Consider the following 21,935-nt stretch of genomic DNA (forward strand, 5'->3'; position numbering starts at 1 on the left):
GCCCTCGCGTTCGCGCCGGCCCACCGTCACGCGTTCGCGCCGCGCCACTGCCCTCACGTTCGCGCCGGCCCACCGCGCCACCGCCCTCGTGGTCCCACCGCGACTCCCGCCTCGCGCCGCGACCTCCCGCCTCGCCGCGACCTCCCGCCCTCCCGCCGCGACTCCCGCCCTCGCACCGCCTCGCCGCAACTCTCCTCCCCGCTCCCCGCACCGTGCGCCCCGCGCCCCGCGCCCCGCGCCGTGCGGTCGCTCCGCCGGCTCCCTGCGGGGCCCTCCCCCTATCTCGCCCCGCGCTCGATGCCGCGCCTTCCCACACCCCGCGATCCGTCCACGCCCGGCTAACCGTCCACGCCTCGCGGCCCGTCCACGCACGAACACATCGCGCCTCGGAATCCGCCCTCGGAGTCGCTCTCCCGAGCCGCCCGCGGTGTCGCCGCTGAATGTCGCTGTGCCCGGACGTCACCTTGCGCTTCCCCCTCGGCGTCCCCTCCGCTCCGGGAGCGCCGTCGATTGTGAAGGCGCGATGGCCTCCTCCCACCTGACGACGACTTCCCGCCAGATCCCTCCGCCTCAGCGACTGCCCACGTCCATCCCGGCGATGTCAAGATCGACGCGACGGGGATGGGTCGAAGACGGGCCCGTCCGGGGTGACCTTCCTGTGCCGCGCAGCTGGCGCGCCGGGTCCGAGCCACCTGCCGCAGGAACCCTCGGCAGCCGACTCGCGCCGCAAGACCGGTTTCCTTCCGTCGGTTTCACGTGAAACAAGGGAGCCGGAGGACGCGGGTCGGGACGTCCGGTAGGGGGGAGCTGGCGTTCACCCCCGACGGCCACCGCCATCCCGCAGAGGAACCTCCGGTAGAGAGGCGAAATCCGGGCCACCAGATCGACACACTGCTCTGATCAAGCGTTGAGCCGCCTGTAGGGCCCGTGTCGCCACGAACAAGGCCAAGCGGTGCCCCACAGCACCCGCCACGATCTGCACGTGGCCTGAGCCCTCTTGACGGGCGGGACGCGGGAAGCCCGATCGGCGTTGCGCCCAGACGGCAGAGCGGGCCCGCAGGGAGGCGTGAGTGTGGACGGCGTCCGGGTGGCGGCCAGTTGGTCACCCGCCCAGGTGGTAGGAGAAGACCCCGTCCCGAGGCCCGCAAACGGAGCGGCCGCGTGACCCCGACGGGGATCACGCGGCCGTGCAGCGCCCGAGGGTGTCACTCCTCCCCGGACTGCTCCTGCTCGACTCCGATGATGCCGACGATCCGCTCCAGGTCGTCGACGGTGGCGAACTCGATCGTGATCTTGCCCTTGCTCCGGCCGATGTCCACCTTGACGCGGGTGTCGAACCGGTCGGAGAGGCGGTCGGCGAGATCGGTCAGCGCGGGGGCGTGCGGCTTCGGACGCCGCCGTGCCGCCTCCTTCTTGGCCGAGCCGTCGCTGAGCGACAGGGCCACGATCTCCTCGGTCGCCCGGACCGAGAGCCCTTCCGCGACGATGCGGAGAGCCAACTGCTCCTGGGCCTCCGACTCGTCGAGGCTCAGCAGGGCCCGGGCATGGCCGGCGGAGAGCACGCCCGCAGCGACCCGCCGCTGCACCTGCGGGGGCAGGTTGAGCAACCGGATGGTGTTGGAGATCTGCGGCCGGCTGCGGCCGATCCGCCGGGCCAGTTCCTCGTGGGTCGCGCCGAACTCGTCCAGCAGCTGCTGGTACGCGGCCGCCTCCTCCAGCGGGTTCAGGTTGGCCCGGTGGATGTTCTCCAGGAGCGCGTCCCGCAGCATGGCGTCGTCGCGGGTGTCCCGAACGATTGCCGGGATGTTCTCCCGCCCCACCGCCTGGGCGGCACGCCAGCGCCGCTCACCCATGACGAGTTCGAACTTCTCGTCGTCGAGTTGGCGGACGACGATCGGCTGGAGGAAGCCGACTTCCCGGATGGAGGTCTTGAGCTCCTCCAAGGCGTCCTCGTCGAAGACCTGCCGGGGCTGCTTCGGGTTCGGCACGATCGAGTCGACCGGGATCTCGGCGAACCGCGCACCGGGAACCGGGCTCAGGCCACCGACGGCGGCCACCGTCGCCGGGACGTCAGGTGCGGACGTCGCCGCGGTCGGGATGGCCGACGTGCCGGAAGCGAGCCCGTCGTCGGAATCGACCACGCCGGTGTCGGGGGTCGGTGCCGGCCCGGTCGGGATGAGCGCCCCCAGGCCCCGCCCCAGACCGCCCCGTGGACGGTTCTTCATGCCACGCCTCCCCGCGCCTCGTCCCCACTACGCATTCCGGCCCACCGGCTCCTTGACGCCCCGCTCGGCGATCTCCTGCGCGGCCTCGAAGTAACTCGTGGCACCCCGCGAACCGGGATCGTAGGTCATCACCGACTGGCCGTAGCTGGGCGCCTCGGACACCCGGACGTTGCGCGGGATGACCGCCTGGAGGACCTTGTCACCGAAGTGGTTGCGGACGTCCTGCTCAACCGCGTCCGCCAGGCGGGTCCGGCGGTCGTACATGGTGAGCAGGATCGTGGACACCTCGAGTCGCGGGTTGAGGTGCTGTCGGACCAGGTTGATGTTGTTGATGAGCTGGTTCAGACCCTCCAGTGCGTAGTACTCGCACTGGATGGGGATCAGCACCTCCTGCGCGGCCACGAGCGCGTTGACCGTCAGCAGGCCGAGCGAGGGCGGACAGTCGATGAAGACGTAGTCGAAGTGCCCCGGGTAGCCGGTGATGGCGCGGGAGAGCCGGGACTCGCGGGCGACCACCGAGACCAGCTCGATCTCCGCGCCGGCGAGGTCGATGGTGGCCGGCACACACCAGAGGTTCGGGATGCCCTCGACCGGCTGAGCCACCTCCTCCAGCGGCACACTGTTGATGAGGCAGTCGTAGACATCCGGCACGCCGGTGTGGTGCGGGACGCTCAGCCCCGTGGAGGCGTTGCCCTGCGGGTCCAGGTCGATCACCAGCACACGGTTGCCGTGCAGGGCCAGCGCCACTGCCAGGTTCACCGTCGTGGTGGTCTTGCCCACGCCGCCCTTCTGGTTCGCGACGCACATGACCCGCGTCCGCTCCGGGCGAGGCATCGTCACCTCGCCACTCGGATTCAGGATCTGCACGGCGCGCATCGCCTCCATAGCCAACGGTGGGTCATCCTCTTCGCGCGTCGGGGTTTCACGTGAAACGTACGCGTCCTCGGGGGCGACGCGCCCGTAGGAACCGGGGGGAGTCGTGGTCGTGTCGGTCACGGGCACCGGGCCGGGCGTCGCGTCCGGTACGCCGGCGGGCGTCGGCTGGTGGGGTACGGCCACCTCCAGGCGGCCGGCGGCTGTCGCGTCGCCGGACACGTCGCGCGGCCAACTCGGAGGGTCGGTTTCACGTGAAACAGGACCGTTCGCTGATCCGGTCACGCGTGGATCGTCGTACCTGCCGTCGTCATGCACCTGTCATCCCTGCCCGCTTCGGATGGTCGGTCCGCAACCCGTCAACCGGACGCACGTGCGCTCGCGCTTGAAGATCGTACGACCCGGCGGGAGCGGGCGGGATCAGATGAACGTCCGTCGCCACCCGCTCCACACTATCGACGCGCGGCCAGCCTACGGCGCACGGGCGTAGCCGGTCCACGTCGGGTTCGTATCCGTCCTTCCACCCCGTCCGGTTCAACGACCCAACCGTCGGGCAGACAGCGGAAACGATGTGCGGACGTCAGCGACGTCGGGACCGTCCGCCACGCGAGCGCTTCGGCGCCTTGGGTCGCACCGGGCCGACGACACGCTCCCGCACGATCTCGACGACGGTCGTGGGCGGGTCGATGAGACCCTCGCCGCAACGGTGGATCTCCGGCGTACCGCCGCCGAGCCGCGTCACCGTGTCGGCGTGCTCGGCAATCTCCTCGGCCACCGAGGCGCCCTTGAGCGCGATCAGTCGTCCACCCCGGACGGTCAACGGCAGGCACCAGGTCGAGAGCCGATCCAGGGGGGCGACCGCACGCGCGGTGACGATGTCCCCCGTCAACGGGGCGATGCCGGTCGCGCCGGTGGCCGCCTCGTCCGCACGGCCCCGGAACACCCGGACCATCTTCGCCAGGCCCAGCCGCTCCACCGTCTCGATGAGGAAGGAGGTACGACGACTCAGCGGTTCGATGAGGGTCACCGTCAGGTCGGGACGGGCGATCGCGAGCACCAGGCCGGGCAGGCCCGCGCCCGACCCGACGTCGAGCACCGTCGCGCCCTCCGGAATCCGTTCCGCCACGGCCGCGCAGTTGAGCAGGTGCCGGTCCCAGATCCGGGGAGCCTCTCGCGGGCCGATCAGACCACGCACCACTCCGTCGGTGGCGAGCAGTTCGGCGTACGCGGCGGCGAGGTCCAGCCGGTCGCCGAAGAGCGCGCGTGCGGCCTCGGCCAGGTCGGGCGGGAGGACGGCGTCCTCCGGGGACGGTGTACGGGCCGGGGCGGCCCCCTCCTCGTCGGAGGAGGGGCGAACGGGCGACGGCCCGGACGGCGTGCCGCCCGGGCCGTCCACGGCGCCGGCCGTGGTGTCGTCGTGGGTCACCCGGTCAGTCCGCCGGCCGGACGATGATGCGCCGGTTCGGCTCGACGCCCTCGGACTCGCTCTCCACACCGCTCATCGCGTTCACCACGTCGTGCACGCACTTGCGCTCGAACGCGGACATCGGCTCCAGGCGGACGGGCTCGCCGTGCTCCTTGACCTTCTCGACGGCGTTGCGCGCGACGGCGGCCAGCTCCTTGCGGCGGTTGGCCCGGTAGCCGCCGACGTCGAGCAGCAGCCGGCTGGGGGAGCCGGTCTGCCGGAAGACGGCGAGGCGGGCCAGCTCCTGGAGGGCCTCCAGGGTCGCACCGCGCTGACCGACCAGGTTCTGCAGGCGCGCGCCGACCACCTCGACGACCGGACGGCCACCGGAGACCAGCTCGTCGATGTCGCCGTCGTAGTCGAGGATGTCGAGCAGGCCCTCGACGTAGTCGGCCGCGATCTCGCTCTGCCGGAACAGCTCGCTCTCGCCGGAGGCCTTCTTCTCCGTGCCGGTGGTGCCGGTCTCCTCGGTCTCGTCGGCGTCGTCGCCGGTCGCCCCGATCGCCTCGGTCTCCTCGGCGTCCAGGGAGTCGTCGGCGCGGGGGGTGCTGGTGTCGGTCACGGTGTCATCTCCGTAGTCGCTCGGCCGGACCGTCGGGTCCGCTGGTCTCCCGTGGCCGGCGGGAGGTCGCCGGTGCCCACGGGCACGTCTGTACGGGCAGTTTCGCCCGTGTCCGCGCCGCGCGCGGCCGTTCCGCCCGGCGCCGGCCGGACGGCGGCAGCGCGGTGCGGAACGGGCCGCCGTCGGTCACCCCGACGACGGCCCTGGGGCTCAGCCCTGCCGCTTGGCGGGCCGACCCTTCTTCGGGTTGACCGGCTTGGCGCCCGGCTTCGGGCCGGCGACCTTCGGCGCGGCCGGCTTGGCCGGCACCTGGGCAGCCGGCTTGGTGCGGCCGAGCAGGCCACCGGTCTTGGCCGGCTGGACCGGGTTGCGGGTCGAGGCGCTGCCGGACTTGGCGGTGACGCTCGGCGGCGGCGGGAACTTGCGCAGCACCCACTGCTGCTGGGCGAGCGTGAAGAGGTTGTTGGTGACCCAGTAGATGATCACACCGATCGGGAAGATCGCGCCGGAGATCAGCAGCGACAGGGGGATGCCGTAGAGCATCAGGCGCTGGATCATCCGCTGCTGCGGGTCCTCCGCCCAGCCGGTCTTGAGGATCATCTGACGGCTGGTGAGGTAGGTGGTGCCCATCATGATCAGCACCAGGATGCCGGCCATGATCTTGACCGTGGTGGCGTCGGCGCCGAGGCTGGCCAGCTCCTCGGCCGTGGAGCCGAACTTGCCGGCGATCGGGGCGGTGAAGATCGCCGCGCTCGACGCGCTCTCGAACTGACTGACCGTCCAGCCGTAGAGGGTCTTGCCGGTCTCGCTCTTGTCCGGGTCCAGCCGGCGGAGCACGTGGAAGAGGCCGAGGAAGACCGGGATCTGAAGGAACATCGGAAGGCAACCCATGAGCGGGTTGGCCTTCTCCTTCTTGTAGAGCTCCATCATTTCTTTCTGGAGCGTCTCCCGGTCACCCTTGTGCTTCTCCTGCAGCGCCTTGACCTGGGGCTGGAGCGCCTGCATCGCCCGCTGTGACTTGATCTGCTTGACGAAGACCGGGAAGAGGATCACCCGGACGGTCACCACCAGGAAGATGATGGCCAGGATCCAGGTCCAGTTCGTGCCGAGCACCGCCCCGTCCGGCACCCCGATGCGGTCCCAGGCCCCATGCCAGGCCAGCAGGATCCACGAAATGGCGTAGTAGATCCAGTCGAGACTAAACACTCAGGCTCCAGTCACATCGGCACGTCGGCGACCGCCCGGGTCCGGCACCGGGTCGAATCCACCTGGGTGGAAGGGGTGGCAGCGCAACAACCGCCGGACCGCCAGGCCGGCTCCCCGGAACGCGCCGTGGCGGGCCACCGCCTCGAGGGCGTACGCACTGCACGACGGGTAGAACCGACAGCGGGCCGGCAGAGCCGGACTTATCCACCGACGGTACGCGATGATGGGGACGGTCAGCACCCGGGCACCGGTTGTCACCGGGGGTGGAACCTCGTGCGGCGTACTCACCGCGACCGCCGTCCCCGGGACGTCCGCGCGGCGGCGAGCGCCGCGTCGAGGTCGCCGGCGAGTCGGGCGTACGGCGCGTCCGCCGCGACGGGCAGGGCACGGACGACGAGAGTGCTGCCGGCCGGCAGCCCGGTGAGCCGTTCCCGGACCAGATGCCGCAGGCGACGGCGGACCTGGTTGCGGACCACCGCGTTCCCGACGGCCTTGGACACGACGAAGCCGGCGCGGCTGGACGCGGAGGCTTGCTCCACGTCACTCCGCGCCGGCTCCGACGGGTCTGGCTGGTCGGGAACCGCCGGCATGGTCAGGTGGACGACGACCGCGCCACGACCGACGCGTCGGCCACCACGGACCGCTGCGGCGAAGTCAGTGCTGCGCCGCAGGCGTTGCGCGGCGGCCAGCACGACTGCCCACGTCCCCGGATCTGCCCGGTCGGCCTCAGGCCGCCAGGCGGGTGCGACCCTTGGCGCGACGGGTCGAGAGGATGGCGCGGCCGGCACGGGTGCGCATGCGCAGCCGGAAGCCGTGGGTCTTCGCGCGCCGGCGGTTGTTCGGCTGGTAGGTGCGCTTGCTCACGTCAGGCTCTCCGTTTTCGTACGCCCCGGGCGAGGGGCTCGCCGGGGTCGTGTGGTGGTCCAGGCCACCTCGGCGGTGGCCCCCGATCGGTGCTGCCCGGCGACGCGAGACCTCGGTGAGGCGGGGACGCGACCGCGGACAGCAAGCATCCATCACCCTAGCAGAGGGCGAGAGAGCAGCCGCTCCAGCCTACGCAGGGGTGCAACGACCGTCAAACACTCCCACCAGGTCGGACAGCGGACGGGCGGCACGACCGAAGCGGCGGTTTTCACTGATGCCGACAGGGTGCCTGCGCGTCGGCGGTTGATGGTGCGGCGACAACGCTGTTACCGTGCCCGATTGCGGTCGACGTCGACGGGTGCGGTCGTCGCCGACGGGGCAAGACCGGACAGGGCAGTGGATCGTTCGGCACGGTGAACCCGCTTCAGCGCCCGTTCAGGCAGGGGGCAGGTCCGACCCGCGTCCGACGGGCGGCCACAATCGGTGCGTACACAGGCTGTGGATAACTTGTGGACGAGGACCGGTCAGCCGTCCGGGTGGGGTGATGTTCCACCCGCTCGAACGCGGCGGGCCCGGGACGGCCGACCGGGAAGACGGACGGCGTCCGGGAGCAGAGGCGAGGGGGTGGCACGACGGTGGCCGGTACGACCGACCTTGCCGAGGTGTGGACGGCTACGACCGACGAGCTCGCCGACGAGATCATCTCCGCGCAGCAGCGGGCGTACCTCCGGCTGACCCGGCTGCGCGCCATCGTCGAGGACACCGCCCTCCTCTCCGTTCCGGACGCCTTCACCCGCGACGTCATCGAGTCGCGGCTGCGTCCGGCGATCACCGAGGCGTTGACCCGCCGGCTGGGCCGGCCGATCCAGGTGGCGGTCACGGTGCGCGTGCCGGAGGACGGCTCCGGTCGCCCGGCCGGCACCGTCTACCGCAGTGCACCGGAGCCGGCGCCCGAGGGCGGGCCGCTCGACTTCGCCGGCGGGCCGGTGGACTACGACACCGGTCCCGGCGACGGCCGCTTCGACGCACGGCCGGACACCGGGGACGGCCGGCAGCAGCTTCCCCTCATCCCGGAGCAGGCTCAGCCCGAGCGTCGGGTCGACCATCCGCCGGAGATCCCGCACGCCCGGGAGGACGGGCACCGGTCGGGCCCGGGTGGCCGGGGCGGTCAGGAGCCGCTGTTCAGTACCGCCTTCGCCGAGCCTTCGCGACCGGACCGGCCCGCCGGGCGGCGTGGCCCGGATCCGCGGGACCTGGAGGAGCCGCCCGCCCGCCTGGACCCGCCGGTCGGCGAGCGCCGGGGCTTCGACGCCCGCTACCGCGAGGATGCGATGTCCCCCCGGGACCAGCACGTCATCCGGGCCCTGCCCCGGGACGGTGCGACGGACAGTGGCCCGGGCCGGAGTGGCGGGGATCACCGGCCGGGCGGCCGGGACGACCGCCGGGCGGGCGCCGACGGTGGCGGCAACCGGCTCAATCCGAAGTACATGTTCGAGACGTTCGTCATCGGCTCGTCGAACCGGTTCGCGCACGCGGCGAGCGTCGCGGTGGCCGAGTCGCCGGCGAAGGCGTACAACCCGCTCTTCATCTACGGTAGTTCCGGTCTGGGCAAGACCCACCTGCTGCACGCCATCGGTCACTACGCGACGACGTTGGGCAACGCCCGCTCGGTGCGGTACGTGTCGACCGAGGAGTTCACGAACGACTTCATCAACTCGCTGCGGGACGACAAGATCAGCGCGTTCCAGCGCCGCTACCGGGACGTCGACATCCTCCTGATCGACGACATCCAGTTCCTGGAGAACCGGGAGCGGACCCAGGAGGAGTTCTTCCACACCTTCAACACCCTGCACAACGCCAACAAGCAGATCGTGATCACCTCCGACCGGTCGCCGAAGCAACTGGCGACGTTGGAGGACCGGCTGCGGACCCGGTTCGAGTGGGGGCTGCTCGCCGACATCCAGCCGCCGGACCTGGAGACCCGGATCGCGATCCTGCAGAAGAAGGCGGCACAGGAGCGGCTGTACGCTCCGCCGGACGTGTTGGAGTTCATCGCCTCCCGGGTGTCGAACTCGATCCGGGAACTGGAGGGCGCCCTCATCCGGGTGACCGCGTTCGCCAGTCTCACCCGGTCCACCGTCGAGCTGTCGCTGGCGGAGGAGGTGCTGCGGGACTTCATCCCGGACGGTGCCGGTCCCGAGATCACCGCCGACCAGATCATGGTCTCCACCTCCGAGTACTTCGGCGTGAGCCTGGAGGACCTGCGGGGCCACTCCCGGTCCCGCGTGCTCGTCAACGCCCGCCAGGTGGCCATGTACCTGTGCCGCGAGCTGACCGACCTGTCGCTGCCCCGGATCGGCCAGGCCTTCGGCGGCCGGGACCACACCACGGTCATGCACGCCGACCGGAAGATCCGCCAGCAGATGGCCGAGCGCCGGTCGCTCTACAACCAGATCGCGGAACTCACCAACCGGATCAAGCAGACCACCTGAGCGACGGCTTCGGCTCGCGGCGCGGCGTCAGACGCACCGAACCGAAGCTGTCGTCGGTACGCCCGCCGTCCCCGCGCGGCACCCCATCGTGACGAACGACGCCCGGCCGGACCACCGGTCGGGCGTCCGGCGTCTGAGGATCCCGTCGGCGGCGCCTCGCCACGACCGCTCGACGGTTCTCCACAGCCCCGCGGGTTGACCCTCGACATGGTGTAGACCACAGGATCAGGGCCGTGTCCGTCCACCGTCCGAGTCGTTGTCCACAACTCGTTGTCCACAGCCAGTGGAAAACTACGGTCCGTCCTCCGGGCAGTTACCCACAGGTTGTGGAGAAACCCTGGGGACGAAGCTGTGGACGCCTGGGGACAACCAGGTGGTTGTCCCCAGAAGACAGTCCACCTGTGGGCAAGCTGTTGAAGGTTCTGGGGATGACGGTCGTCGAGTCACTTCCACGTGTCCACAGACCTGGGGAGGAAGTCGGTGGATTACCGGTGGACAACCGGTGGACAACCGTGGACAGCCTGGGGACGACGGCGGCCTGTGGACCGAGGCACGAGTTGTACCCCCGGTTCTCCACAGGGAAACCACCGGTGGATAACCTGTCTGACCTGCGCAGACGGCAGTTCTCCACAGTTTGCACAGGTGCGATGAAGACGATGGGTTATCTCTTCTAAGAAGAACAAAAACCAATCACCACCGTTGGACTTCCTGTGGATCGGGCCGGGACACCGCCGTCGGCGGTCGCCCCGGCACCTGGATCCACGGGGTCGGGCGCACAGCCGATGCCCACGCGCCCTAAGGTGCGATGGGTACCCGCCGGTCAGGCGGGACGGTAGGCAGCGGTCGGCATGAGAGAGTTGTCGCTGACGTCGACGCGGAGGCATTGATGAAGTTCCGAGTAGAGCGCGACGCGCTCGCCGAGGCCGTGGCCTGGACCGCGAAGAGCCTGCCCAACCGGCCATCCGTACCGGTGCTCGCCGGCGTGATGCTGCGCGTCACCGACGGCAACCTCCAGGTCTCCGGCTTCGACTACGAGGTCTCCAGCCAGGTCAGCGTCGAGGTGCAGGGTGACGCCGACGGCGCCGCCCTCGTCTCCGGCCGGCTGCTCGCCGAGATCACCAAGGCGCTGCCCGCCAAGCCGGTCGACATCGCCGCGGTCGGCGCCCACCTCGAACTGGTCTGCGGCAGCGCGCGCTTCACCCTGCCGACCATGCCGGTGGAGGACTACCCGTCCCTGCCCGACATGCCGGAGAGCGCCGGCACCGTCGACGCCGCCGCCTTCGCCGCCGCCGTCGCGCAGGTGGCGATCGCCGCCGGCCGTGACGAGACGCTGCCGATGATGACCGGCGTCCGCGTCGAGCTCTCCGGCAGCACGATGGCCATGCTCGCCACCGACCGCTACCGCCTCGCGCTGCGCGAGATGGAGTGGAACCCGGACGACCCGGAGATCAGCCTCAACGCCCTCGTGCCGGCCCGCACCCTGAACGACACCGCCAAGGCGCTCGGCCCGATCGGCGGCCACGTCACCATGGCGCTGTCCCAGGGCGGCGCGGGCGAGGGCATGATCGGTTTCGCCGGCGGCACCCGCCGCACCACCAGCCGGCTGCTCGACGGTGCCAACTACCCGCCGGTGCGCTCGCTCTTCCCCGCCACCCACAACGCCGAGGCCCGGGTGCCGGTCAGCACGCTCATCGAGGTCGTCAAGCGGGTCGCCCTGGTGGCCGAGCGGGCCACCCCGGTGCTGCTGAGCTTCAGCGCCGACGGTCTGGTGGTCGAGGCCGGTGGCACCGAGGAGGCGCGCGCCAGCGAGGCCATGGAGGCCACCTTCACCGGTGACCCGCTGACCATCGGCTTCAACCCGCAGTACCTGATCGACGGCCTCGCGAACCTGGGGGCCCAGTTCGCCGTGCTCCAGTTCGTCGATGCCTTCAAGCCGGCGGTGATTTCGCCTGCCGGCGAGGATGGCGAGGTCCTTCCCGGGTACCGGTACCTCATCATGCCGATCCGCGTCTCGCGCTGATCGCACCCGAGAAGACCCGAACGCACGGAGGTAGGGACAGATGCAGCTCGGCCTGGTAGGGCTCGGCCGGATGGGCGGCAACATGCGCGAGCGGTTGCGCGCCGCCGGGCACGAAGTCGTCGGCTTCGACCACAACGCGCAGATCAGCGACGTGGCCAGCCTGGCGGAGCTGGCGGACAAGCTGGAGTCGCCGCGGGCGGTCTGGGTCATGGTCCCCGCCGGGGTCACCGACGCGACCATCGACGAGCTGGCCGGCGTTCTCGGCGCCGGCGACATCATCATCGACGGCGGCAACTCCCGCTTCAGCGACGACGCCCCCCGCGCCGAGCGCCTGAACGAGCAGGGCATCGGTTACCTCGACGTCGGCGTCTCCGGTGGCGTCTGGGGCCGGCAGAACGGCTACGCGCTCATGGTGGGCGGTGCGCAGGAGCACGTCGAGCGGCTGATGCCCGTCTTCGAGGCGCTGAAGCCGGCCGGTGAGTTCGGTTTCGTCCACGCCGGTCCGGTGGGCGCCGGCCACTACGCCAAGATGGTGCACAACGGCATCGAGTACGGCCTGATGCACGCCTACGCCGAGGGCTACGAGCTGCTCGCCAAGTCCGAGCTGGTCACCAACGTGCCGGGCGTCTTCAAGTCGTGGCGCGAAGGCACCGTCGTGCGCTCCTGGCTGCTCGACCTGCTCGACCTGGCCCTCGACGAGGACCCGGAGCTGGCCGAGCTGAGCGGCTACACCGAGGACACCGGCGAGGGCCGGTGGACCGTCGACGAGGCGGTCCGGCTCGCCGTGCCGCTCAACGTCATCACCGCCTCCCTCTTCGCCCGGTTCGCCTCCCGCCAGGACGACTCGCCGGCGATGAAGGCCGTGTCCGCGCTGCGTCAGCAGTTCGGCGGGCACGCCGTCCACAAGCGCTGAGCGGTATCCACAGGCTGTGTACGTCCGCCGGCTCGAACTGGTCGACTTCCGCTCGTACGAGCGGGTCGCCGTGGACCTGGAGCCGGGGGCGAACGTCCTGACCGGTGCCAACGGCGTCGGCAAGACGAACCTCGTCGAGGCGCTGGGCTACGTGGCGACCCTGGACTCGCACCGGGTCGCCACCGACGCCCCGCTGGTACGGATGGGCGCCACCTCGGCGGTGATCCGCTGCGCGGTGGTGCACGAGGGCCGGGAACTCCTGGTGGAGCTGGAGATCGTCCCCGGCAAGGCCAACCGGGCCCGGCTGGGGCGGTCTCCCGCCCGCCGGGCCCGCGATGTGCTCGGTGCCCTCCGGCTGGTGCTGTTCGCCCCGGAGGACCTGGAACTCGTCCGGGGCGACCCCGCCGAGCGTCGCCGCTACCTCGACGACCTGCTGGTCAGCCGCCAGCCCCGGTACGCCGGGGTGCGCGCCGACTACGACCGGGTGGTCAAGCAGCGCAACGCCCTGCTGCGCACCGCGTACCTGGCCCGGAAGACCGGCGGTTCCCGCGGCGGTGACCTGTCGACCCTGGCGGTGTGGGACACCCACCTCGCCCGGCACGGCGCCGAGCTGCTCGCCGGTCGGCTGGAGCTGGTCGCCGCGCTCGGCCCGCACGTGACGAAGGCGTACGACGCGGTGGCCGCCGGCAAGGGCGCGGCGGGGATCGCGTACCGGCCCTCGGTGGAGCTGGCGGAGCCGACCACCGACCGGGCCGTGCTGGCCGAGGCGCTCACCGCCGCGCTGGTCGAGGCCCGCTCGTCCGAGGTCGAGCGGGGCACCACGCTGGTCGGCCCGCACCGCGACGACCTCACCCTCACGCTCGGCCCGCTGCCCGCCAAGGGGTACGCGAGCCACGGCGAGTCCTGGTCGTACGCCCTGGCTCTGCGGCTCGCCGGGTACGACCTGCTGCGCGCCGACGGCATCGAGCCGGTGCTGGTGCTCGACGACGTGTTCGCCGAGCTGGACGCCGGGCGCCGGGAACGCCTCGCCGACCTGGTCGGCGGGGCCGGTCAACTGCTCGTCACCTGCGCGGTCGACGAGGACGTGCCGGCCCGCCTGCGCGGTGCCCGGTACGCGGTCGGTGAGGGGACGGTGCGTCGTGTCGGATGAACCGCGTCGACCGGGCGGTGCGGGGGACCCGGACCGGTCGCCCGCCCCGGGCCGCGTGAGCGGGGGTGGGGCCGGCGGTGCGCGTACCTCCTCGGGAGCCGGCGGACCGACGGGCCGTGTCCCACGGGCGGCCGGAAGCGGCGCGGACGCCGCGTCCGGTGCGCCGAAGGGCGACGCGGGTGCGTCCGGTGCGCCGAAGGGCGACGCGGGTGCGGCCGGTGGACCGTCGGAGGGCGCCTCCGGGCCGCAGCTGGCACGGGCGGTGCTCGACGCGGCGAAGTCCCGGCGGGAGTCGGCGGCGGCGAAGGCCCGCCGGCGCGGCGGGACCGGCGGTGAGGGTGGTGGCGCCGAGCGGCGGCTGCGTGGCTACTCCGGGCCCGGGCCGGACCCGCGGGACCCGCAGCCGCTCGGCGCGGTGCTCGACCGGCTGATGAAGGCGCGCGGCTGGCAGCAACCCGCCGCCGAGGCGAGGGTCTTCGGCGCGTGGGAGAAGGTCGTGGGCTCGGAGGTGGCGCAGCACAGCCGGCCGGTGAAGCTGGAGGACGGCGAGCTGACCGTGGAGGCCCGCTCCACGGCCTGGGCGACCCAGCTCCGCCTGCTCGCCGGGTCGCTGCTCCAGCAGATCGGCCGGGAGGTGGGTCACAACGTCGTGCGCCGGCTGCACATCCACGGCCCGGCGGCGCCGTCGTGGTCCCGGGGCCCCCGCCGGGTACGCGGCCGCGGCCCCCGCGACACCTACGGCTGACCGGCCCGCCGGGGCGCCTCGGACTCGGCGTAGACGGCGAAGCCCCGGTCGGCGCAGCGGCGGTAGAACGCCGCCAGGACGGACAGCTCCGGGCAGGTGTAGTCCCACGCCGGCGGGGCGCCGGCGTCGTCGCGCAGGGCGTCGAGGCGGCTGTCCAGCCAGCGCAGCTGCTTCTCGGCGAGCCGGTTGTCGGCCAGCATCCCGCGCAGCACCTCGCTGACCGACTCGAAGGTCACCGTGTCGCCGTGCGGGCGGTGCCCGGCCACGAACCGCTCGATCCCGTCCGCGATCCAGCCGCACCCGTCGGGGTCGATGACCGGGTCCTCGTCCTCCGCGGCGGCGTCCGTGGCGTAGAGCACACCCTCCAGGCCGAGCAGCAGGTCCACCAGTTCGGTGTAGGCCGTCGCGCGTACCGTGCCGGTCTTGGCGATCAGCTCGGCCAGCGCCGCCGTGGGCGCCGAGATCCTGGGCATGTCCACGATCTCGCCGAAGTCCACGAACTCGGCCGGCGCGACCGGATCGTAGAAGCGGCCGGTCCGCGGCCAGTGCACCGCGACGTTGTCCAGCCCCATCTGGCGTCACCTCTCAAGCCGTGTCGGGTAGATCGGGTCGATCGTCCGGTTCCGGCCGGGAAAGATCAAGGCCGGTTCCGGGCGCGCCGTGACCGTACCCCGGACGTGGTGCGACGCAACGCGCGGTCTTCGGCCGGTCGCGCCGTCGATCGGACCGTGGCGTGTAGGGGGAGTCGCGGACGGCGAAGTTCGGCCCGCTACGGAGGTCTCAGACGCCCCGCAGGGGTGCCGAGTGGTGGTTCTGTCGTTCGCGCACAGTAAGATTGACGCAGAGACGAAGACCCGGTGCGGTGCGACGAAACCCGGGCCCCGATGCGGGCCCGTGATCATTGTCCACGTCGGGTCGAGCCGATCGCGATCCGCGGGCAACCGCGGCGACCGGCGCGTTCGACCCGTACCCCGGCTTGTCCCGGTGCCGGTCCGCGTGCCGACGTCGCGTCCTGTCCGCCGAACCCGCGCCCCGGCACGCCGTGAGGCGTGCCACAGCGCGAGAAAGTGGCCGAGGGTGGCAGCGCAGGACAAGCAGGAGTACGGCGCCGAGTCGATCACCGTCCTCGAGGGTCTTGAGGCGGTCCGGAAGCGGCCCGGTATGTACATCGGTTCGACCGGCGAGCGCGGTCTGCACCACCTGGTGTGGGAGGTCGTCGACAACGCGGTCGACGAGGCGCTGGCCGGGTACTGCGACACCATCGACGTGGTGCTGCTCGCCGACGGCGGCGTCCGGGTCACCGACAACGGCCGTGGCTTCCCGGTCGACCTGCACCCCAAGCTGAAGAAGCCGGGTGTCGAGGTCGCGCTCACCGTGCTGCACGCGGGCGGCAAGTTCGACGGCAAGGCGTACGCGGTCTCCGGCGGTCTGCACGGCGTGGGCGTGTCCGTGGTGAACGCCCTCTCCACCCGGATGGCCGTGGAGATCCACAAGTCCGGCTTCGTCTGGCGGCAGCGGTACGACAACTCCAAGCCCGGCCCGCTGGAGAAGGGCGAGACCACCGACCGCACCGGCTCGGCGGTCTCCTTCTGGCCCGACCCCGACGTCTTCGAGACCGTCGACTTCGACTTTCAGACCATCTACCGGCGCCTGCAGGAGATGGCCTTCCTCAACCGGGCCCTCCGCATCCACCTGCTCGACGAGCGGGTGGCCGAGGAGGAGACCGGCCGGCAGCGTGAGGTGACCTTCTTCTACGAGGGCGGCATCGCCGACTTCGTCCGGCACCTCAACGCCTCGAAGAGCCCGATCCACAAGACGGTGGTCGAGTTCGGCGCCGAGGAGGAGGGCATGTCGGTCGAGATCGCCATGCAGTGGAACGAGTCGTACGGCGAGTCGGTCTACACCTTCGCCAACACCATCAACACCCACGAGGGCGGCACCCACGAGGAGGGCTTCCGGTCCGCGCTGACCAGCGTGGTCAACCGGTACGGCACCGAGAAGAAGCTGCTCAAGGGTGACGAAAAGCTCTCCGGTGAGGACATCCGGGAAGGGCTCGCGGCGATCATCTCGGTCAAGCTGGCCAACCCGCAGTTCGAGGGCCAGACGAAGACCAAGCTCGGCAACACCCCGGTGAAGAGCTTCGTGCAGCGGGTCTGCAACGAATGGCTGGTCGACTGGTTCGACCGCAACCCGGCCGAGGTCAAGATGATCATCACCAAGGCGTCCCAGGCCGCCCGCGCCCGGATCGCCGCGCAGCAGGCGCGCAAGCTCGCCCGCCGCAAGTCGCTGCTGGAGTCCGGGTCGATGCCGGGCAAGCTGGCCGACTGCCAGTCCACCGACCCGCGCGAGTCCGAGGTGTTCATCGTCGAGGGCGACTCGGCCGGCGGTTCGGCCAAGCAGGGTCGGGACCCGCGCACCCAGGCGATCCTCCCGATCCGCGGCAAGATCCTCAACGTGGAGAAGGCCCGGATCGACCGGGTGCTGAAGAACAACGAGGTCCAGGCGCTCATCACCGCGTTGGGCACCGGCATCCACGACGACTTCGACATGGAGAAGCTGCGCTACCACAAGGTGGTGCTGATGGCCGACGCCGACGTCGACGGCCAGCACATCCAGACGCTGCTGCTCACCCTGCTGTTCCGCTTCATGCGGCCGCTGGTGGAGCTGGGGCACGTCTACCTGGCCGCCCCGCCGCTCTACAAGATCAAGTGGAACAAGAAGGGCGACGACGCCCAGTACGCGTACTCCGACCGGGAGCGCGACGGGCTGATCGCGCTGCGCCAGCAGAAGAAGCCGAACGCCCGGCCGGACGACATCCAGCGGTTCAAGGGCCTCGGCGAGATGAACTACCCGGAGCTGTGGGAGACCACGATGAACCCGGCGACGCGTACGCTGCGTCAGGTCACCCTCGACGACGCGGCGACGGCCGACGAGCTGTTCAGCGTGCTGATGGGCGAGGACGTCGAGGCGCGCCGGTCGTTCATCCAGCGCAACGCCAAGGACGTCCGGTTCCTGGACATCTGATGGACGACGGCGGGCCGCCCGGTCATCCACCGGGCGGCCCGCCGATCCACAGAGTTATCCACAGCGCGGCCGTTATCCACAGCGGTTATCCACAGCACGAAACCGACTCTGAGTCTGATAAGGGTTAACAGTGACCGATACCCCCGAGTCCACACCGAACGAACCCGAGGTTCCCGAGACCCTCGCCGCCGTCGTGGCGCACGACCGGATCGAACCGGTCGGGCTCGAGGTGGAGATGCAGCGCTCGTACCTCGACTACGCGATGAGCGTCATCGTCGGGCGGGCGCTGCCGGACGTGCGGGACGGGCTCAAGCCGGTCCACCGCAAGATCCTCTACGCGATGTTCGACTCGGGGTACCGGCCGGACCGCGGCTACGTGAAGTGCTCCCGCGTGGTCGGCGACGTGATGGGTCAGTTCCACCCGCACGGCGACTCGGCGATCTACGACGCGCTGGTCCGGATGGCGCAGCCGTGGTCGCTGCGCTACCCGCTGGTCGACGGCAACGGCAACTTCGGCTCGCCCGGCAACGACCCGGCTGCCGCCATGCGGTACACCGAGTGCAAGCTCGACCCGCTGGCGATGGAGATGCTGCGGGACATCGACGAGGACACCGTCGACCTCCAGGACAACTACGACGGCCGGGCCAAGGAGCCCACCATCCTGCCGTCGCGGATCCCCAACCTGCTGATCAACGGCTCCGAGGGCATCGCGGTCGGCATGGCCACCAAGATCCCGCCGCACAACCTGCGCGAGATCGGCGCGGCCGTGCAGTGGTGCCTGGAGAACCCGGAGGTCGACGAGGCCACCACCCTCGAGGCGCTGCTGGAGATTGTCAAGGGCCCCGACTTCCCGACCTACGGCCTGATCGTCGGGCAGCAGGCCATCCAGGACGCCTACCGCACCGGCCGCGGCTCCATCCGGATGCGCGCCGTGGTGGAGGTCGAGGAGGACAAGCGCGGCCGGCCGGCACTGGTGGTCAGCGAGCTGCCCTACCAGGTCAACCCGGACAACCTCGCCGAGCGCATCGCCGAGCTGATCAAGGAGGGCAAGCTCGCCGGCATCGCCGACATCCGCGACGAGTCCTCCGGCCGCACCGGCATGCGGATCGTGCTCGTGCTCAAGCGCGACGCGGTCGCCAAGGTGGTGCTGAACAACCTCTACAAGCACACCCAGCTCCAGGAGACGTTCGGCGCCAACATGCTGGCGCTGGTCGACGGCGTGCCGCGCACGCTGAACCTGGCCCAGTTCATCCGCTACTACGTCGAGCACCAGATCGAGGTGATCCGCCGGCGGACCGCGTTCCGGCTCCGCAAGGCGGAGGAGCGGGCGCACATCCTGCGCGGTCTGTCCAAGGCGCTGGACGCCCTGGACGAGGTGATCGCCCTGATCCGGCGCTCGCCCACGGTCGAGGACGCCCGGCAGGGCCTGATCCGGCTGCTGGAGATCGACGAGATCCAGGCGACCGCGATCCTGGACATGCAGCTGCGTCGCCTGGCGGCCCTGGAGCGGCAGCGGATCCTCGACGACCTGGCCAAGCTGGAGGTGGAGATCGCCGACCTCAAGGACATCCTCGCCAAGCCGGAGCGGCAGCGGCGGATCGTCTCCGAGGAGCTGGGCGAGATCGTCGCGAAGTGGGGCGACGACCGGCGTACGAAGATCATCCCGTTCGACGGCGAGGTCTCGATGGAGGACCTCATCGCGCGGGAGGACGTGGTCGTCACGATCACCCGCACCGGGTACGCCAAGCGCACCAAGGTGGACCTCTACCGCTCGCAGCGGCGCGGCGGCAAGGGTGTCAGCGGGGCAAGCCTGCGGCAGGACGACATCGTCAGCCACTTCTTCGTATGCTCCACGCACGACTGGATATTGTTCTTCACCAACAAGGGCCGGGTGTACCGGGCCAAGGCGTACGAGCTTCCGGAAGCCAGTAGGGTGGCGAAGGGTCAGCACGTGGCCAACCTGCTCGCGTTCCAGCCGGACGAGCAGATCGCACAGATCATCGAGATTCCGAACTACCAGGTGGCTCCCTACCTGGTACTGGCCACGAAGAACGGCCTGGTGAAGAAGACGCGGCTCGAGGAGTTCGACTCCAACCGTTCCGGCGGCATCATCGCGATCAACCTGCGCGATGAGGACGAGCTGGTGGGTGCCGCCCTGGTCGGACCGGAGGACGACCTGCTGCTGGTCTCGAAGAACGCGCAGGCGATCCGGTTCAACGCGACCGACGAGGCGCTGCGGCCGATGGGGCGGGCGACGTCCGGTGTGATCGGCATGCGGTTCAGCGAGGACGACGTGCTGCTCGCCATGGAGGTCGTCCGGGAGGGTCTGGACGTCCTGGTGGCGACGAACGGGGGCTACGCGAAACGCACCCCGATCGAGGAATACCCGGTGCAGGGCCGGGGAGGTAAGGGCGTGTTGACCGCGAAGATCACCGAGCGGCGCGGTGGTCTGGTCGGGGCGGTGGTGATCGACCCGGACGACGAGTTGTTCGCGATCACCAGCAACGGTGGTGTCATCCGGACTCCGGTGAAGCCTGTACGCCGCACGCGTGACCGGAACACAATGGGGGTCAAGCTGATGGACCTCCCGGATGGCGTGACTATCGTGGCGATTGCTCGCAATGCCGACGAGCCTGACGAACAGGACTAGTTGAATGACGGAGACACAGGCGAAGTCGGGGAACACGGGGACCTCGGCCAACCCGGTCGACGAGGAGGCCGCGAAAAGCGGCACACCAGCGACCGGCCGCGCGGCCGTGGGCCGGGCCACCGTCCCCGCCGACGCGCCTGCCCCGAAATTCACCCGGGCTCCGGGGATGACACCGCCACCGGACAAGGCGACCGATGACAAGGACGTCACGGAGAACGCCGACGCGACGAAGATCGACGCGCCGAGCGCCGGGGGCACCGCCACGTCGACGGCCGCCCGACCGGCGACCACACAGCCGATCACCGTGCGGGCCGGCCAGGCAGCCTCGACCGGCACCACCGGCACCACCGGCACCCAGCCGCGGGTCACCGGGGTGGCCGGTGCCACCGGGACGCAGCCGCGCGTGACCGGTTCCGCGAGGCCCCAGGCGGACGGCGGTCGACCGACCGCTCCGGGTCGCCCGAACCAGGGCGGCGGCCTGCCGCCGGGGCTCGGTGGCGCGGCCGCCGTCGGGGCCGCCCGCGTGGGTGAGGCGGTACGCGCGGCGCGTACCTCGGTCAGCTCGGCCGCGTCCCGCGGACCGCGCCGGGCTCGACTGAACCTCAAGCGGATCGACCCCTGGTCGGTGATGAAGTTCGCCTTCGCGGTCTCGGTGGTGCTCTTCATCGTGGTGGTCGTCGCCACGTCGGTGCTCTACCTGGCCCTCGACGCGATGGGCGTGTTCACCAGCGTGAACGACAGTCTGCGGGACCTGGTCAACGCCGGCGGCGGCCAGAGCGCCAACGGCTTCCAGGTCACCGCGCGTGGCGTGATCCTCAGCTCGGCGCTGATCGGCCTGGTCAACGTGGTGCTGTTCACGGCGCTCGCCACGCTGGGAGCGTTCGTCTACAACGTCTGCGCGGACCTGGTGGGCGGCATCGAGCTGACGCTCGCCGAACGGGACTGAACCATCCGGACGCCGGGGCGGACCGCTCTCCTGAGCGGTCGGCCCCGGCGTCCGCGTCTCATCCGTGCCGGTCGCAGGACGGCCCGTTCGGGTTGCTCTCGCGTCCGCGCTTGATCCACTCGACATCAGTGACATCGGGGTGTCCGGGCGGCTCCGACGCCCCGACTTCATGGACGTCGAGTGGATCTTCTGGTGTCGCCGGTAAGTCGGTGGGCGGGACGCCGAAGGTCCGGTAGGTTTCAGGGCGACGGTCGGCCGGACCCCGATTTGGGGGCCGCTGGCGGCATGGGTTAACCTTGCTCGTCGCTACGCGGGGCTATAGCTCAGTCGGTTAGAGCGCAGAGCTGATAACTCTGAGGTCGCTGGTTCGATTCCAGCTAGCCCCACCGCACATCCGTCCGACGGCACGTCGAGCGTGAGGGGTAGCCCCAATGTTCAAGAAGCTGCTGATCCTGGTCGGCGTCGTCGGTGTGGCCGCTGTCGTGGCCCGCAGGGTGAAGGCGTCCAACGACGAGCGGGCCCTCTGGCACGAGGCGACCACCGCACCCGACCTGCGCTGATCCTGCTTCTTCGTACCTGCCAGCACCAGGCGGCGTCGTCCGCCCCGGGGCCCTAGCTCAACTGGCAGAGCACTGCCTTTGCAAGGCAGGGGTTAGGGGTTCGAGTCCCCTGGGCTCCACCAGCACTTCCACCGGTTGATCTCGGGTCCGAGTACAACCATTCGTACAGCCAAGCGGTCACGCCGTCCCCTCCTCGCCCAGGATTCGGTCAATGGCTGAGGCAGCCTGACGTGCCCGCGC

Annotated in this window: 18 protein-coding genes and 2 tRNA genes; 11 read left to right on the forward strand and 9 right to left on the reverse strand. The window is 70.7% G+C overall.

Annotated elements, in window-relative coordinates; all coding sequences use genetic code 11:
* Positions 1-1,205 precede the first annotated feature (1,205 nt).
* The 8 genes from ACTMSW_RS24055 to rpmH form a co-directional block, all read right to left on the reverse strand.
* Complete coding sequence (locus ACTMSW_RS24055; protein WP_441182940.1) at positions 1,206-2,225, reverse strand: ParB/RepB/Spo0J family partition protein; 1,020 nt, start codon at positions 2,223-2,225, stop codon at positions 1,206-1,208.
* 27 nt (positions 2,226-2,252) lie between these two features.
* Entirely contained in the window at positions 2,253-3,416 is a 1,164-nt protein-coding gene (locus tag ACTMSW_RS24060; RefSeq protein ID WP_441182941.1) for a ParA family protein, read from the reverse strand.
* A gap of 262 nt (positions 3,417-3,678) precedes the next feature.
* Positions 3,679-4,377 (reverse strand): 16S rRNA (guanine(527)-N(7))-methyltransferase RsmG, encoded by a 699-nt coding sequence (gene rsmG, locus ACTMSW_RS24065; protein ID WP_441182962.1) that lies wholly within the window; start codon positions 4,375-4,377, stop codon positions 3,679-3,681.
* A gap of 151 nt (positions 4,378-4,528) precedes the next feature.
* Positions 4,529-5,125: a Jag family protein gene (locus ACTMSW_RS24070; protein ID WP_441182942.1), complete on the reverse strand. Its 597-nt coding sequence runs from the start codon at positions 5,123-5,125 to the stop codon at positions 4,529-4,531.
* A gap of 210 nt (positions 5,126-5,335) precedes the next feature.
* Entirely contained in the window at positions 5,336-6,331 is a 996-nt protein-coding gene (gene yidC, locus ACTMSW_RS24075) for a membrane protein insertase YidC (protein WP_441182943.1), read from the reverse strand.
* Positions 6,332-6,571: a membrane protein insertion efficiency factor YidD gene (gene yidD / locus ACTMSW_RS24080; RefSeq protein WP_441182963.1), complete on the reverse strand. Its 240-nt coding sequence runs from the start codon at positions 6,569-6,571 to the stop codon at positions 6,332-6,334.
* A 44-nt stretch (positions 6,572-6,615) separates the two neighbouring features.
* Positions 6,616-7,023, reverse strand: a complete 408-nt coding sequence (gene rnpA, locus ACTMSW_RS24085; RefSeq protein WP_441182944.1) for a ribonuclease P protein component — start codon at positions 7,021-7,023, stop codon at positions 6,616-6,618.
* 34 nt (positions 7,024-7,057) lie between these two features.
* On the reverse strand, positions 7,058-7,195 hold the full coding sequence (gene rpmH / locus ACTMSW_RS24090; RefSeq protein WP_091061882.1) for a 50S ribosomal protein L34: 138 nt from the start codon (positions 7,193-7,195) through the stop codon (positions 7,058-7,060).
* Between the two features lie 635 nt (positions 7,196-7,830).
* On the opposite strand from rpmH, the gene dnaA reads away from it, so the two are divergent.
* From dnaA to ACTMSW_RS24115, 5 genes are all read left to right on the forward strand, one after another.
* Positions 7,831-9,687, forward strand: a complete 1,857-nt coding sequence (dnaA, locus tag ACTMSW_RS24095) for a chromosomal replication initiator protein DnaA (protein WP_441182945.1) — start codon at positions 7,831-7,833, stop codon at positions 9,685-9,687.
* A gap of 886 nt (positions 9,688-10,573) precedes the next feature.
* On the forward strand, positions 10,574-11,707 hold the full coding sequence (gene dnaN, locus ACTMSW_RS24100) for a DNA polymerase III subunit beta (protein ID WP_441182946.1): 1,134 nt from the start codon (positions 10,574-10,576) through the stop codon (positions 11,705-11,707).
* A gap of 40 nt (positions 11,708-11,747) precedes the next feature.
* A complete protein-coding gene (gnd, locus tag ACTMSW_RS24105) occupies positions 11,748-12,620 on the forward strand; it encodes a phosphogluconate dehydrogenase (NAD(+)-dependent, decarboxylating) (protein ID WP_441182947.1) in 873 nt (290 codons plus the stop codon).
* 16 nt (positions 12,621-12,636) lie between these two features.
* Positions 12,637-13,770: a DNA replication/repair protein RecF gene (recF, locus tag ACTMSW_RS24110; protein ID WP_441182948.1), complete on the forward strand. Its 1,134-nt coding sequence runs from the start codon at positions 12,637-12,639 to the stop codon at positions 13,768-13,770.
* A gap of 55 nt (positions 13,771-13,825) precedes the next feature.
* Complete coding sequence (locus ACTMSW_RS24115; protein WP_441182964.1) at positions 13,826-14,515, forward strand: DUF721 domain-containing protein; 690 nt, start codon at positions 13,826-13,828, stop codon at positions 14,513-14,515.
* Here the strand turns inward: ACTMSW_RS24115 and ACTMSW_RS24120 are convergent.
* Positions 14,506-15,087 (reverse strand): hypothetical protein, encoded by a 582-nt coding sequence (locus tag ACTMSW_RS24120; protein ID WP_441182949.1) that lies wholly within the window; start codon positions 15,085-15,087, stop codon positions 14,506-14,508. The genes ACTMSW_RS24115 and ACTMSW_RS24120 overlap by 10 nt on opposite strands.
* A 505-nt stretch (positions 15,088-15,592) precedes the next feature.
* Here ACTMSW_RS24120 and gyrB point away from each other — a divergent pair.
* The 6 genes from gyrB (at position 15,593) to ACTMSW_RS24150 (ending at position 21,817) form a co-directional block, all read left to right on the forward strand.
* Positions 15,593-17,539, forward strand: a complete 1,947-nt coding sequence (gene gyrB / locus ACTMSW_RS24125) for a DNA topoisomerase (ATP-hydrolyzing) subunit B (protein ID WP_441182950.1) — start codon at positions 15,593-15,595, stop codon at positions 17,537-17,539.
* Between the two features lie 130 nt (positions 17,540-17,669).
* On the forward strand, positions 17,670-20,189 hold the full coding sequence (gene gyrA / locus ACTMSW_RS24130) for a DNA gyrase subunit A (RefSeq protein ID WP_441182951.1): 2,520 nt from the start codon (positions 17,670-17,672) through the stop codon (positions 20,187-20,189).
* 4 nt (positions 20,190-20,193) lie between these two features.
* The gene (locus ACTMSW_RS24135; RefSeq protein ID WP_441182952.1) at positions 20,194-21,135 is read left to right on the forward strand and encodes a DUF3566 domain-containing protein; all 942 of its coding nucleotides are present in this window, start codon (positions 20,194-20,196) and stop codon (positions 21,133-21,135) included.
* A gap of 312 nt (positions 21,136-21,447) precedes the next feature.
* Positions 21,448-21,521 (forward strand) — tRNA-Ile (locus tag ACTMSW_RS24140).
* A gap of 45 nt (positions 21,522-21,566) precedes the next feature.
* Positions 21,567-21,695 (forward strand): DLW-39 family protein, encoded by a 129-nt coding sequence (locus ACTMSW_RS24145; protein ID WP_357036825.1) that lies wholly within the window; start codon positions 21,567-21,569, stop codon positions 21,693-21,695.
* A gap of 46 nt (positions 21,696-21,741) precedes the next feature.
* Positions 21,742-21,817: transfer RNA gene (locus ACTMSW_RS24150), tRNA-Ala, on the forward strand.
* The last annotated feature ends 118 nt before the right edge of the window (positions 21,818-21,935 follow it).

The organism is Micromonospora sp. BQ11 (genome assembly GCF_052068135.1).
Lineage (GTDB): Bacteria > Actinomycetota > Actinomycetes > Mycobacteriales > Micromonosporaceae > Micromonospora.